We start from the raw sequence: 13474 nt of genomic DNA, 5'->3' as shown, positions 1-13474 counted from the left end.
ATGTAGTTCGCCGTCGTCGGCAGGCCCATGCCCAGGATCAGCGACAGCACGGCCGTCAGCAGCAGGATCGCCATCAGGTTGCCGCCCGAAAGCACCTCGACCACATCGGCCAGCGCCGAACCGACGCCGGTCTGACTGACCGCGCCGACGATGATGCCCGCCGTCGCCGTCGCGATGCCGATGCCGATCATGTTGCGTGCGCCGGAAATCAGCCCGTCCACCAGATCGTCGACGCCCGATCGCATGGCCGCCCCGATGGCGGCGTTTCCGGTCCGGTCGGTGCCGCGCATCATCACCATCAGCGGCCGCTGCGTCAGAAGGATGAAGATCATGAAGGCGGTGGCCCAGAAGGCCGACAGCCCCGGCGAGAGGCGATCGACCATCAGCGCCCAGACCAGCACCACGATCGGCAGGATGAAATGCAGCCCCGACCGCACCGTCGGCCCCGGCAGCGGAAGCTGGGTGACCGGCGCGTTGGGATCATCCATCTGCAACGGCTTCTCGCGCGAGGCGATGTAGAGCAGGCCCAGATAGGCCGCGACCAGCAGCGCGAAGACCACCCAGATCGCATCGGAACCGAAGGTGGGGCGGATCCAGCCCATCGTCACCTTCAGCAGGAACCCGAGGATGCCGACCGCGACGATGCCGAACAGGAAACCGATCAGGCGACGCATCAGCGGCCCCGGCGTATAGGCGCGCGGCAGACCCTTCATGCCCGCCTTCATCGCCTCGAGATGGACGATATAGACCAATGCGATATAGCTGATCGTGGCCGGGATGAAGGCGTTCTTGACCACATCGAAATAGGGAATTCCGACATATTCGACCATCAGGAAGGCGGCGGCACCCATCACAGGCGGCATGATCTGACCGTTCACCGACGAGGCGACCTCGACCGCGCCGGCCTTTTCGGATGAAAAGCCCACCTTCTTCATCAGCGGAATGGTAAAGGTGCCGGTCGTGACGACATTGGCGATGGACGAGCCGGAAATCAGGCCGGTCATCGCCGAACTGACGACGGCGGCCTTGGCGGGGCCGCCGCGCATGTGGCCCATCAGCGAGAATGCCACCTGGATGAAGTAGTTGCCCGCCCCGGCCTTGTCCAGCAGCGCCCCGAACAGCACGAACAGGAACACGAAACTGGTCGAAACGCCAAGCGCGATGCCGAACACGCCCTCGGTCGTGATCCATTGGTGATTGACCACTTCCGCCAGCGAATTGCCCTTGTGGGCGATGATGTCCGGCATGTAGGGGCCAAGAAAGGTATAGACCAGAAACACCGACGCCACGATCATCAGCGCCGGACCCAGGCTGCGTCGGGTGGCCTCCAGCAGCAGAATGATCCCGATGACGGAAATCACGTAATCCTGCATGATCGGCGCGCCCACGCGGGACGAAATCCCGTCATAGGCGAAATAGATGTAAAGCGCGGCAATGGCCGCGACGATGGCCAGCGCCCATTCCCAGGGCGGCACCCACGACTTGGGACTGCCCAGCAGGATCGCGGCGATGACGGCGGCGCCGACGATGGGGATCCACCAGACCGGCACGCCGGTCTTGGATCCCATGATGAACAGGACGACCATCAGCGCCGGCACGCCGACGCCCAGGATCAACTGGAACGGCGTGCGCTCTGCCGGATAGGCCATATAGGCCAGAAACAGCGCGAAGGCGAGGTGGATCGATCGCGTCTCGGTGTCGTTCAGAACCCCGAAACCCACCATGAACGGAATTGGCGAGGCGATCCACAGCTGGAACAGCGACCAGGCCAGCGCGGTCATCAGGATCAGCTTGCCCACGAAGCCGGGCGGCGTCCGTGCCCCGGTATCGGAGGATGCGACGAGCTCGTCGATTTCCTGCTGCGACAGGCCGCCATGGCCCGAGGCGGCCATCTCGACGGCGCTGGCCTCGAACTGGTCGTCCTTGTGGGACTTGTCCCGATCCGTCTCGCTCATCGCAGCATCCCCCGTTGTCTGGGCTTGTTGTCGTTATGGTCAAGAGCGATGGGCGGCCCCGGCAGGGCCGCCCGTGACTTGCGCCGGAATTACTGGATCCAGCCCTGTTCCCTGTAATATTTCTCGGCCCCCGGATGCAGCGGCGCGCTGTTGCCTTCCGTGACCATCTCCTTGGGATCGAGATTGGCGAAGGCCGGATGCAGCTTCTTGAATCGGTCGAAATTGTCGAAGACCGCCTTCACCACCTCGTAGACCACGTCTTCGGGCACGTCGGCCGAGGTCACGAAGGTCGCCTTGACGCCGAAGGTGTTGGTATCGTTGTCGGTTCCCGGATACATGCCACCCGGAATGGTCGCCTTGGCGTAATAGGGGTTCTCCTTGACCAGCTTGTCGATCTCGGGGCCCTCGACCGGGACCAGATTGGCGTCCACGGTCGAGGTCGCCTCCTGGATCGAGCCATTCGGATGGCCGACGGTATAGACGATCGCATCGACCTTGTTGTCGCCCAACGCCGCGGATTGTTCCGCCGGCTTCAATTGCGAGGCCAGCGCGAAGTCGTTCATCGTCCAGCCCTTGGCCTTCAGCACGACCTCCATCGTGGCCAATTGTCCCGAACCGGGATTGCCCACGTTGACCCGCTTGCCCTTCAGATCGTCGAAGGTCTGGATATTGGCATCCTTGCGGGCGACGACGGTGAACGGCTCGGGATGGACCGAGAACACGGCCCGCAGCTTGTCGACCTTCTTGTCGCCCTCGAAATCCGGAACATCGCCGTTATAGGCGTGATACTGGATATCGGACTGGGCGACGCCCATGGTCATGTCGCCATTCTTGATCGCATTGACATTGGCGACGGATCCGCCGGTCGAGGGCGCGGTGCACTTGATACCGGTCTTGGCGGTGTCACGGTTGACCAGACGGCAGATCGACTGGCCGACGACATAATAGACGCCGGTCTGTCCGCCGGTGCCGATGGTGATGAATTTTTCCTCCTGCGCCTGGGCAGCGCCCACGCCCAGGGCGAGGGCGGCGGTCAGCAGAAACGGTCCGAATTTGGTCATAGAGCTTGCTCCCTTTGATGGTCCGGGACGAGACCCGTCCCCTCCCGCAGCTTTGGCGCGGGTTCGTGAATACGGTAACGCAGTCCTGCGCTTTGGCAATCCCTAATGCCTGAACAGGAAGGTTTTTGTTTGTTTCCGAAGGCTTGCCAAGGAAATTTCAGCCATCGCTTGATTCGCCGGACGTCCCATCGCCCGACGGGAAGGAATTCCGATAGCGGCGGCGGCGGGCCAGGCAGAACCGCACTGTCCCCGGCGTCAGGCAGGGCAGACCAGTTCCAGCGCGCCGGCCAGCCTGTCCACCAGCATCGCCGTCTCGTCATCAGAGATGATGAAGGGCGGAGCCAGCAGAACGTGATCGCCGCGTCGGCCGTCGATCGTGCCTGACATGGGATAGCAGATCAGCCCGTTCTGGAAGGCCGCCTTCTTCAGTCGCGCCGCGACCTTCAGCGACGGGTCGAAAGGCTCTTTCGTGGCCCGGTCCGCGACCAGTTCGATCCCGCGAAACAGGCCGCGCCCGCGAATGTCGCCCACATGCGGGTGCTGCCCCAGCCGTGCGACCAGCGCCTCTTGCAAGGCTTCGCCCTTCTGCCGGACCTGCGGCAGCAGCCCGCGATCCAGAATGGCGCGCACCACCGCCAGCCCCGCCGCCGTGGCGACGGGATGGCCGATATAGGTGTGCCCGTGCTGGAAAAAGCCGCTGCCATCTGCGATCGCCCGATAGACGATCTTGCTGCACAGCATCGCACCGATCGGTTGATATCCGGCCCCCAAGCCCTTGGCGATGCACAGGATATCGGGCGCGATCCCGTCCTGCTCGCAGGCGAACAAGGTGCCGGTGCGTCCCATCCCGCACATCACCTCGTCCAGGATCAGCAGGATGCCGTATTCGTCGCAGATCTCGCGGATGCGCCTGAAATAGCCCGGTGCGGGCGGCACTGCGCCGGCCGTTGCGCCCACGACCGGCTCGGCCATGAAGGCCATCACCGTTTCGGGGCCAAGGCGTTCGATCTCGTCGCGCAGCGCCTCGGCGGCGCTCAGGCCGTATTCCTCGGGCGTCTCGCCCCCGGCCCGGTCGCGATATTCATAGCAGGGCGCGATATGGCTGACATCCAGCAGCAGCGGGCCGAATTGCTGCCGTCGCCATTCGTTGCCGCCCGCCGACAGCGCACCGATCGTGTTGCCGTGATAGCTTTGCCGCCGCGCGATCAGGCGCGAGCGCTGTGGCTGCCCCTTTTCCACCCAGTATTGCCGGGCCAGCTTGATCGCGGCCTCGGTCGCCTCGGACCCGCCCGACACGAAATAGACCCGGTCCAGGTCGCCGGGCGCATGGGCGATCAGCAGATCGGCCAGCGCCTCGGCGGGTTCGCTGGTCAGAAAGCCCGTATGCGCGAAGGCAAGCCGGTCAAGCTGATCCTTGATCACGCGCGTCACCCCGGCATCGCCATGACCAAGGCAGGACACCGCCGCGCCGCCCGAGCCATCCAGATATCGATTGCCCTCGGCGTCGATCAGCCAGACGCCCTCGCCGCCGATGGCGACCGGGGGCTGGGACTGGCAATGGCGGGGAAAGACATGCGACATCGAGGGCTCCTGTTCTCGGCCAGGGGATTTCTAACCCGCATCCAGCCGCGCCGCCACCGCTTCGCGCAGGGCGGGCAGCAGATCGGCGTGAAACCAGGGATTGCGCTTCAGCCAGCCGGTATTGCGCCACGAAGGATGCGGCAGCGGAAAGATCGCCGGCGCGTGATCGCGCCAAGCGGCCACGGTTTGCGTGACATTGCCGGCGCCCAGATGCCAGCGCATTGCGTGACCGCCCACCAGCAGCGTCAGATCGGGTTGCAGCAGGTCCAGAACCTGCGCCCGCCAGGTCGCGGCGCAGATCGGCGGCGGCGGCAGGTCGGCCCCCTTGCCGTCATAACCCGGAAAACAGAAGGCCATCGGCACGATGGCGATCCGGGCGCGGTCATAGAAGGTGGCCTGGTCCACGCCCATCCAGTCGCGCAACCTGTCGCCCGAACGATCGGTGAAGGGGCGTCCGCTTTGGTGCACCCGCATCCCCGGTGCCTGCCCGACGACCAGGATTCGCGCGCCCGGCGCGAACCAGGTCACGGGACGCGGCGCGTGGCGCGTCGCGGTCGCCGCAAAGCGCGGCGCGCAGAGGCGGCAGGCGGAAATCCGGTGCGAAAGATCGCTCATCCGACCGATCTAGTGAAAATGCCGCGCGAAAACACCCTGTGCCTTAACGATTTCTCAACGCCGACCGCGTCAACTGGACAGCATAACGACGCAGACATATGGTCTGGGCAGGTCCGGCCGGGCCGGATCACCACCGCAGGAAGGATCGCGACGCAAAGCCATGCTGGAATTCGACAATGTCTCGAAATCCTTCTGGACCGGCACGCAGCGCAAGGTGATCCTGGATCGTGCCTCCTTCCGTGTCGAGCCGGGGCATTCGCTGGGCATCCTGGCGCCCAACGGCACCGGCAAGACGACGTTGGTCAACATGATGTGCGGGCTGGAAAAACCCGATGAGGGCACGATCCGATCAACCTCGCGGATCTCGTTTCCGCTGGGATTCATGGGCGGGGTCGTCACCAAGCATTCGGCCAACGAGAATGCCCGCTATATTGCGCGCATCTATGGACTGGATCCCGATTACGTGGCCGCCTTCACCCGCTGGCTGACCGATATCGACGAATATTTCGACATGCCGGTGGGAACCTATTCCGCCGGGATGCGCCAGCGCTTCACCTTTTCGCTGCTTCTCGCGCTGGAATTCGACATCTACCTGATCGATGAAGGGATGCCCCAGACGACCGATGTCGAATTCAACCGCAAGGCCGGGTCGGTGCTTTTCGAAAGGCTGCGCAGCGCGACCGTCGTGATCGTTTCCCACCAGCCCGCGACGATCGAGAAATTCTGCCGTTCGGCCGCGATCCTGCGTGACGGCAGGCTCTACATGTTCGAATCCCTCGACGAGGCGAAGCAATATTATGACTACACCGCCTAAGGCCCGGCGCTATCACGCCTCTCCTTCGCAATCGCTGCGGACCGCCGCGACCGGTTCGGACGGGCGCAGCGATGCGGCCAAGGCCGCGCCGGCCAAGGGAATCGAGAATGTTCGGGTCGAGTTGCAAAGAAAGGTCGCGATGCCGACGCGCCACAGCGAAAGCCCGGTCGCGGGCGGCACCGGCTCCAACCCCGCAACGGATCCGCCCGCCTCTCCCGAACCCGGGTCCGAGGCGGAGCGCGAAAGATTCATGCGCACCGAACCGGTCGATGACGGTTTTCCGGCGCTCGGGGCGTCGCAACTCGATGACAAGCCTGCCCAATCCGTCCGCAGCGACGATGAGCCGGACCTGAAGGCCAAGTTGCAGCTGATCCAGGAGGAACAGCTGACCGACCGCCAGCTTCGGATCGCCCGGCGCATCGCCCTGCTGCACCAGATCCCGGTTTCATCGGACCAGGAGGCGGTGTTGCGGCTGCGCGAACGGGGCATCGATCCCTCGCACCGGGCGGCTCTGGGCCAGATCCTGTCAAGCGAAGGGAGCCGGGCGCAGGCCGCGCCTTCGGCCAATGCGCCGGCGATCATGCCGCAACCGTCGCCCGTGGCCGTTCCCACGCCCCGAAAACCGGGCACCGAGGTCGGCCCCGTGCGGCCGCAGATGCCCTCTCGCGAGGCGCTGACCGAGGAACGGCGGGCGGCCGAAATTTATCGGATCCAGCGCGATATCGCGCGCCGCCGCCGCCGCCGTCTGTTCATGCTGACCCTGCGCCTGCTGCTGTTCGTGGCGCTGCCCACGGCGCTGGCGGGCTGGTATTATTTCCGCGTTGCGACACCGCTTTACGCCACCTTCTCGCAATTCCAGATACAACGGGCCGAATCCGCCTCGGCGGGGGGCGCCGGCGGTCTTCTGGCCGGTTCGCAGCTTGCCACCAATCCCGATTCCGTGGCTGTGCAAAGCTATCTGAATTCGCGCGATGCGATGCTGCGGCTGGACGCCGACAAGGGCTTCAAGGCCGCCTTCCAGCAGCCGGGCATCGATCCGATCAAACGGCTTCCCCTCGATGCCAGCAATGAAGACGCCTATGCCACCTACAGGAATTCGGTCAGGATAGGCTACGATCCGACCGAAGGCGTCATCGACATGGAGGTGATCGCCCCCGATCCCGCCCTGAGCGAGCAGTTTTCGCTGGCACTGATCCGATATGCCGAGGAACAGGTGGACAGGATGACCGCCCGCCTGCGATCGGACCAGATGGAGGGCGCCGCCGAATCTTATCGCGACGCCGAGACCAAGGTTCTCGACGCGCAGCGGCGGGTCCAGGAATTGCAACAGGACCTGGGTGTGCTGGATCCGGCCGCCGAAGGCACGGTGGTGATGAACCAGATTGCCACGCTGGAAGGGCAACTGAGCCAGAAGCGGCTGGAACTGGGTCAGTTGCTGGCCAATCCGCGCCCCCAGCAAAGCCGCGTGGACGCCGCGCGCGGCGACATCTCGCGGCTGGAAAAGATGATCGCCGATACCCGCCAGCAACTGACCCAGGGCAACGAACAGCGCGCCTCTCTGGCGGCGATCACCGGCGAGCTGCGCATTGCCGAAAGCGATCTGGCGACACGCCAGGAATTGCTGGCCGCGGCGGCGGCGCAGATGGAAGGCGCCCGGATCGAGGCCAACAAGCAGGTCCGCTATCTGTCGCTCTCGGTCGCCCCGGTTCCGCCCGACGAGGCCACCTATCCAAAGGCGGTCCAGAACACCATCGTGGCCTTTCTGATCTTTTCGGGTATCTACCTGATGCTGTCGCTGACCGTATCCATCCTGAGAGAGCAGGTTTCCACATGACCACATCACGCCACATCCGCATCGGCCCCGTGACCTGCGGCAACGATCTTCCGCTGACGTTGATCGCGGGGCCCTGCCAGCTGGAAAGCCTGGAACACGCGCTCATGATCGCCGAAAGCATGGCCGAGGCTTGCCGCGCGGCGGGTGCGGGCTTCGTCTTCAAGGCCAGCTACGACAAGGCCAATCGCACCTCGCTGAGCGGCAGGCGCGGGTTGGGGATCGAGGAGGGACTGGCGATTCTGGAAACGGTCCGCGACCGGATCGGCTGCCCGGTCCTGACCGACGTGCATGACGCGGCGCAGGCGGTCCGCGCGGCGCGATCGGTCGATGTGATCCAGATCCCCGCCTTTCTGTGCCGCCAGACCGACCTGCTTCTGGCCGCCGGGCGGACCGGCGCTGTCGTGAATGTCAAGAAGGGCCAGTTCCTTGCGCCCTGGGACATGGCCAACGTGGCGCAGAAAGTCGCCTCGACCGGCAACGACAGCATCCTGCTGACCGAACGCGGCGTCAGCTTCGGCTACAACACCCTGGTTGCCGACATGCGGTCGCTGCCGATCATGGCGCGCAGCGGCTACCCGGTGATCATGGACGCCACCCATTCGGTGCAGCAGCCGGGCGGCCAGGGCGGCTCGTCCGGCGGCCAGCGGGAATTCGCACCGGTCATGGCGCGCGCCGCGGTGTCGCTGGGCGTGGCCGGCGTCTTCATCGAGACGCACGAGGATCCCGACAACGCGCCCTCGGACGGTCCCAACATGGTCCCGCTTCAGCAGATGCCTGCCCTGATCGCCTCGCTGATGGCGTTCGACCGCTTGGCCAAGGCCGATCCGCTGACATCATGATTCGGGCGCTGCTGCTGTCGATTCTTCTTGTCCTGCCGTTTGCCGCGGTTTCGCAGGCGCGGGAGGATGGCGGCGTGATCACCGCGCCTTCGGGGACGATTCCGGTCGGAGACAACGCGGCGTCAGACGCAGCGATCCGGACCCGGATCGACAGCATCCTGTCGCAGGTCAGCGCCTTCGACAAGGTGCGCGCGAGGGTCGATGCGGGCATCGTTCGGCTGACCGGCGAGGTGACCGAGCAGGTGCAGATCGATCGCCTGAATGCACTGATGGCGCGCGTGGACGGGGTCGTGGCGATTCAGAACGACGTGATCCTGACCACCGATATCGGGTTGCGGCTGGGCACCGTCCGCGACCGTTTCCTGCAACGGTTGAACCAGGTGATCGCCGGCCTGCCCTTCGTTGCCCTGGGACTGGTCGTCGGTGCGCTGATCCTGCTGGTCGGCAGCTGGATCTCGCGCCGCGAACGAACCTTGGCGCGGGTCGCGCCGAACCCCTTCATCGCCGGCTTTCTGGCCCAGGTCATCCGCCTGATCGCCTGGATCGTGGCGCTGGTGGTGGCACTGGATCTGATGGGCGCGACCGCACTTCTGGGCACGCTGCTGGGCGCGGCAGGGATTTTCGGCCTGTCGCTCAGCTTCGCGGCCCGCGACACGATCGAGGGCCTTGTCGCAACCATCCTGCTGTCGCTGCGCCAGCCCTTCGGTCCCAACGATCTGATCGAGGTAAACGACCAGCGCGGCCGCGTCATCCGCATGACCAGCCGAGGCACCACGCTGCTGACGCTGGATGGCAATCATATCCGAATCCCGAACCAGATCATCTACAAGGCAGTGCTGACCAACTATACCCGCAACCCCGAGCGTCGCTTCCTAGTCGATCTCGTGATCGACCCGGTCTCGGATCTCGGCCGCGCCCGCGATCTGGCCCTGAGGGTGCTGGCGGGAATGAGCTTCGTGCTGCAACGCCCCGAACCCGTCGCCTGGGTCGAGGCGACCAGCCCCGAAACCCTCGTCATCCGGGCTGGCGGCTGGGTCTCTCAGGACGGAACCGATTTCGATCTGGCCCGCGGCGAGGCCTTTCGGCTGCTGCGCCGGGCCATGGACGCCGAGGGGTTCGGTCTGCCCGAGCCGATTCATCGCATCCATGTCGAGGGGGCCGATCCGTCCCCTGCCGCCCAGCCGGTGCCCAGGCCCGCGGCCACGCGTCGTGAAAAGCCTCCCGATCTCAGCCCCGACGCGACTTTCGAGGAACTTCTGGACCGCGAAAGGGGTGATGGCCGCAATCTGCTGACGCCGGTCGGCGAGTGACGATCAACCCCGTTCCATGCCCCGGGCTGCCGCATCGGCCGACGCCCAGGCCCATTGGAAATTGTATCCGCCCAGCCAGCCCGTCACATCGACGCATTCGCCGATGAAGAACAATCCCGGCACCCGCCGCGCCTGCAGGCTGCGGGCATCCAGGTCGCGGGTATCGACGCCGCCCAGCGTGACCTCGGCCGTGCGATAGCCTTCGGTCCCGACCGGCCGGACCTGCCAGCGATTGATGCGCGCGCCAACCGAATCCAGCACGCGATTGCCCTGATCGGCCAGCCTGGCATCCGTCAGCCCGGCTTCAGCCGCCACTGCCGAAGCCAGCCGCTCGGGCAGAAACCGCCCAAGCGCGGTCGCCACCTCCACGCGGCCCGCCCGCCCCCGCGCGGATTTCAGCGCCGCGGCGACGTCGTGATCAGGCGCAAGATCGATCTGCAACGTCTCGCCGGGGCGCCAGAAACTGGAGATCTGCAGGATGACCGGTCCGCTGAGCCCGCGATGGGTAAACAGCAGCGCATCCCGGAACGCGCCGTCGCCATGCACGATCCTCGCCTCGACCGAAACACCCGCAAGTGGACGGCACAGGGCCAGATCCTGATCGGCAAAGGTCATCGGCACAAGACCGGGACGCGGCTCCGAGAGGCGCAGACCGAATTGTCGCGCCAGGTCATGGGCCAGCCCGGTCGCGCCCATTTTCGGGATCGACCGGCCGCCTGTCGCCACCACCAGCCGGCGCGCGGCGACAGGCCCAGTGTCGGTTTCGACGACGAAACCATCAGGGGTGCGCTCCACCGCGCCGATCCCGGTCCTCAGCCGCAGATCCGCGCCGCGCATCCGCTGCAGCAACAGGTCGGTGATCTGCGTGGCCTTGCCGTCACAGAAAAGCTGACCCTGCGACTTCTCGTGCCAGCCGATTCCCGCGCGATCCACCAGCCCGACGAAATCCTCGGGGCGATAGCGCGCCAGCGCGCTGGCCGAAAAACGCGGATTGCCCGACAGGAACCTTTCGGGCACGCTGGCGAGATTGGTGAAATTGCACCGCCCCCCACCCGAGATCCGGATCTTTTCGGCCGGGCGGGCGGCGTGATCCAGAACCAGAATCCGCCTGCCCGGCGCCAAGGCGGACCCCGCGCAGAATAATCCGGCCGCCCCGCCGCCCAGAATGAGAATGTCCACCTGCTCCATCCGCGCGCCATAGCGGCCCGCCCCGGAACACACAAGTTTTCCCGATTTTCGACTTGCAGCCTACGGAGGTCTTGGCTATTCACGCCCGCACGGTTGGGGCGTGGCCAAGTGGTAAGGCAACGGTTTTTGGTACCGTGTACCGTAGGTTCGAATCCTACCGCCCCAGCCAAATCTCGTTTTTCGATGAATTGCCGTTGTTTTCGGCGCTTGAACGAGCGGCGATGGCCGTCGTTTCCGCCAAGAGATCAAAGGGTTGGCGGAAGGTGGCGACCACCTCACCATCTTCCCAAGAGCAGTTCGAAAGTACGAAGTTGAGCAGGCGGCGCTTTTCACGGGCGGGCTGGCGTTCGAACAGCGCCTGTGCATTGCGGGCGAGTTCGAGAATCCGCACGCCCTCGTCCATGTAGGACTGCTCGGCCTCCTCGTGGCGGTCGATATCGTGCTGCATGCGGCGCGGGTTCACCACGCTCGCGGCCCAGGCGGAGACAGTGCTGAAGCTGGACCCGTTCGCCGGGCACATGTTCGTCTTCCGCGGTCGGCGCGGAGATCTGATCAAGATCATCTGGTGGGATGGCCAGGGCGCATGCCTGTTCAGCAAGCGCCTGGAGAAGGGCCGCTTCGTGTGGCCGTCGGCGAAGGAGGGCAAGATCGCTCTGACGCCGGCACAGCTGGCGATGCTGCTGGAAGGAATCGACTGGCGGCTGCCGCGGCGCAGCTGGACGCCGCTGAAGGCGGGATGAAACCGGGCGCGACAGCACGTTCGGGATTTCCTGTTTCGCCCATGTTTTGCTATGATTGGCCATGCTCGATGTGGCCAAATCCCTGCCCGAAGACCCCGAGGAACTGCGACGGTTCACGGCGCTTTTGCTGGCCGAAGTGAAGTCGCAGGCAATGCTGATGGAGAAGCTGCGCCACCAGTTGGCCGGTCGCCGCAGCCATCGCTTTGGCACGTCGTCGGAGACCGTCGAGCAGCTTCAACTGGCGCTTGAGGCAACGAGATCTCTATCGCCAGGATGACTGCGAAGCTGCGCCTGCCGGACGAGGAAGGGAAGGACCAGCCGAAGCGCCGTCCCATCCCCGATCACATCCCGCGCCAGGAGATAGAACTGACCACCGGCGATGAGGACTGTGCCCGCTGCGGCGGAACCCTTCGCCGCCTCGGCGAGGATGTGACCGAAGAACTGGAATATGTTCCCGGCCGGTTCATCGTGAACCGGATCGTCCGTCCCCGCCTGGCCTGTTCCGGCTGTGAGGCATTCACACAGGCTTCTCTGCCATCCCGCCCGATCGAGCGCGGTCGTCCCGGCCCCGGCCTGCTGGCGCATGTTCTGGTCTCCAAATACGCCGACCATCTGCCCCTTTATCGCCAGAGCCGGATCTTCGAGCGCGACGGGCTCGACCTTGACCGCTCGACGCTGGCGGATTGGGTCGGCAAATCCACTGCACTTCTGGAACCGCTCGCTGATGCCATCGGGCGGCATGTGCTGGCCGGAAAGGCGATCTTCGCGGATGACACCCCGGTCAGGATGCTGGCGCCCGGCACCGGGAAGACCGCAACGGCGCGACTGTGGACATACGGGCGGGACGAGCGGCCCTGGGGCGGCGACGCCCCGCCCGCCAACTGGTATCGCTTCTCGCCGGATCGAAAGGGCCAGCACCCGAAGGATCACCTGTCAGGATATTGCGGCTGGATGCACGCCGACGGTTACGCCGGGTTCGAGGACATCTACCGGTCTGGCGACATCCGCGAGGTTGCCTGCATGGCCCATGTCCGGCGCAAGTTCGTCGACGTCCACAGGGCCCAGGGGTCGGCCATCGCCAACGAGGCCATCCGGCGGGTCGCACAGCTCTACGCGGTAGAGAAAGAGGCGCGGGGATCACCGCCGGACCGGCGCGTCGAGATCCGCCAGGCGAAGGCGGTGCCCATCTTCGACGGGTTGGAGAGCTGGCTTCACGACCAACTGCCGACGATCTCCGGCAAGTCACCATTGGCCATGGCGATCCGATATGGCCTGACGCGCATGAAGCGGCTTCGGCCCTGTCTCGACCACGGCTTCCTCGAACTCGACAACAACACGGCCGAGCGCGCCATGCGATCCGTAGCCGTCGGACGGAAGAACTACCTGTTCGTCGGCTCGCAGACCGGCGGCCGCGCCGCCGCCATCGCCTATACCCTGATCGAGACCGCCAAGCTGAATGGTGTGGACCCGCAGGGATGGCTCGCCGATACGCTGGCCTGCATCCCAGACTACAAGATCACCCGCGTGGACGATCTCC

The 13474-nt window shown here is 65.2% G+C and carries 11 protein-coding genes, 1 tRNA gene and 1 pseudogene; 7 read left to right on the top strand and 6 right to left on the bottom strand.

Going from position 1 to position 13474, the window contains the following annotated elements:
• The 4 genes from B4L36_RS13155 to B4L36_RS13140 all read right to left on the bottom strand — a co-directional run.
• Positions 1-1955: TRAP transporter permease (locus B4L36_RS13155; protein WP_292958065.1), on the bottom strand; the 1955-nt coding region annotated here is incomplete at its 3' end.
• Between the two features lie 89 nt (positions 1956-2044).
• Positions 2045-3016, bottom strand: coding sequence for a TAXI family TRAP transporter solute-binding subunit (locus tag B4L36_RS13150; RefSeq protein WP_292958063.1), 972 nt, complete (start codon positions 3014-3016; stop codon positions 2045-2047).
• A gap of 255 nt (positions 3017-3271) precedes the next feature.
• The gene (locus tag B4L36_RS13145) at positions 3272-4597 is read right to left on the bottom strand and encodes an aspartate aminotransferase family protein (RefSeq protein WP_292958061.1); all 1326 of its coding nucleotides are present in this window, start codon (positions 4595-4597) and stop codon (positions 3272-3274) included.
• 30 nt (positions 4598-4627) lie between these two features.
• On the bottom strand, positions 4628-5212 hold the full coding sequence (locus B4L36_RS13140) for a uracil-DNA glycosylase family protein (RefSeq protein ID WP_292958059.1): 585 nt from the start codon (positions 5210-5212) through the stop codon (positions 4628-4630).
• A 160-nt stretch (positions 5213-5372) separates the two neighbouring features.
• On the opposite strand from B4L36_RS13140, the gene B4L36_RS13135 reads away from it, so the two are divergent.
• The 4 genes from B4L36_RS13135 to B4L36_RS13120 are packed head-to-tail and all read left to right on the top strand — an operon-like array spanning position 5373 to position 10009.
• The gene (locus B4L36_RS13135; protein WP_292958057.1) at positions 5373-6026 is read left to right on the top strand and encodes an ABC transporter ATP-binding protein; all 654 of its coding nucleotides are present in this window, start codon (positions 5373-5375) and stop codon (positions 6024-6026) included.
• Positions 6010-7860 (top strand): capsule biosynthesis protein, encoded by a 1851-nt coding sequence (locus B4L36_RS13130; RefSeq protein ID WP_292958055.1) that lies wholly within the window; start codon positions 6010-6012, stop codon positions 7858-7860. Before B4L36_RS13135 ends, B4L36_RS13130 begins: the two co-directional genes overlap by 17 nt.
• Positions 7857-8699 carry a 3-deoxy-8-phosphooctulonate synthase gene (kdsA, locus tag B4L36_RS13125; RefSeq protein WP_292958053.1) on the top strand — a complete coding sequence of 281 codons (843 nt, stop codon included), beginning with the start codon at positions 7857-7859 and terminating at the stop codon, positions 8697-8699. Before B4L36_RS13130 ends, kdsA begins: the two co-directional genes overlap by 4 nt.
• Positions 8696-10009, top strand: coding sequence for a mechanosensitive ion channel family protein (locus B4L36_RS13120; protein ID WP_292958051.1), 1314 nt, complete (start codon positions 8696-8698; stop codon positions 10007-10009). The genes kdsA and B4L36_RS13120 overlap by 4 nt, the downstream gene beginning before the upstream one ends.
• A gap of 3 nt (positions 10010-10012) precedes the next feature.
• Here the strand turns inward: B4L36_RS13120 and B4L36_RS13115 are convergent, their stop codons facing one another.
• Complete coding sequence (locus B4L36_RS13115; protein WP_292958049.1) at positions 10013-11197, bottom strand: NAD(P)/FAD-dependent oxidoreductase; 1185 nt, start codon at positions 11195-11197, stop codon at positions 10013-10015.
• 94 nt (positions 11198-11291) lie between these two features.
• On the opposite strand from B4L36_RS13115, the gene B4L36_RS13110 reads away from it, so the two are divergent.
• Positions 11292-11366, top strand: a tRNA-Gln gene (locus B4L36_RS13110).
• On the opposite strand, the gene B4L36_RS13105 is transcribed toward B4L36_RS13110, so the two are convergent.
• Entirely contained in the window at positions 11352-11645 is a 294-nt protein-coding gene (locus tag B4L36_RS13105; RefSeq protein WP_292958047.1) for a hypothetical protein, read from the bottom strand. The genes B4L36_RS13110 and B4L36_RS13105 overlap by 15 nt on opposite strands.
• Here B4L36_RS13105 and tnpB point away from each other — a divergent pair.
• Positions 11644-11937 (top strand): IS66 family insertion sequence element accessory protein TnpB, encoded by a 294-nt coding sequence (tnpB, locus tag B4L36_RS13100; protein WP_292958045.1) that lies wholly within the window; start codon positions 11644-11646, stop codon positions 11935-11937. The two genes, B4L36_RS13105 and tnpB, sit on opposite strands and share 2 nt — an antisense overlap.
• 61 nt (positions 11938-11998) lie before the next feature.
• A pseudogene (gene tnpC, locus B4L36_RS13090) lies at positions 11999-13474 on the top strand (IS66 family transposase); the annotation flags it as partial.

The sequence above is a fragment of the Paracoccus sp. UBA889 genome (genome assembly GCA_002294185.1).
Classification (GTDB): Bacteria; Pseudomonadota; Alphaproteobacteria; order Rhodobacterales; family Rhodobacteraceae; genus Paracoccus.
Note: the sequence above shows the minus strand (reverse complement) of the source record. Positions and strands in the feature narration are given on the sequence as shown.

Bases quoted from the DNA above. Each gene is read 5' to 3' on its own strand.
- B4L36_RS13140 (WP_292958059.1), bottom strand. From the start codon at position 5,212: ATGAGCGATCTTTCGCACCGGATTTCCGCCTGCCGCCTCTGCGCGCCG.
- B4L36_RS13120 (WP_292958051.1), top strand. From the start codon at position 8,696: ATGATTCGGGCGCTGCTGCTGTCGATTCTTCTTGTCCTGCCGTTTGCC.
- kdsA (WP_292958053.1), top strand. From the start codon at position 7,857: ATGACCACATCACGCCACATCCGCATCGGCCCCGTGACCTGCGGCAAC.
- tnpB (WP_292958045.1), top strand. From the start codon at position 11,644: ATGCGGCGCGGGTTCACCACGCTCGCGGCCCAGGCGGAGACAGTGCTG.
- B4L36_RS13150 (WP_292958063.1), bottom strand. From the start codon at position 3,016: ATGACCAAATTCGGACCGTTTCTGCTGACCGCCGCCCTCGCCCTGGGC.
- B4L36_RS13145 (WP_292958061.1), bottom strand. From the start codon at position 4,597: ATGTCGCATGTCTTTCCCCGCCATTGCCAGTCCCAGCCCCCGGTCGCC.
- B4L36_RS13130 (WP_292958055.1), top strand. From the start codon at position 6,010: ATGACTACACCGCCTAAGGCCCGGCGCTATCACGCCTCTCCTTCGCAA.
- B4L36_RS13105 (WP_292958047.1), bottom strand. From the start codon at position 11,645: ATGCAGCACGATATCGACCGCCACGAGGAGGCCGAGCAGTCCTACATG.
- B4L36_RS13135 (WP_292958057.1), top strand. From the start codon at position 5,373: ATGCTGGAATTCGACAATGTCTCGAAATCCTTCTGGACCGGCACGCAG.
- B4L36_RS13115 (WP_292958049.1), bottom strand. From the start codon at position 11,197: ATGGAGCAGGTGGACATTCTCATTCTGGGCGGCGGGGCGGCCGGATTA.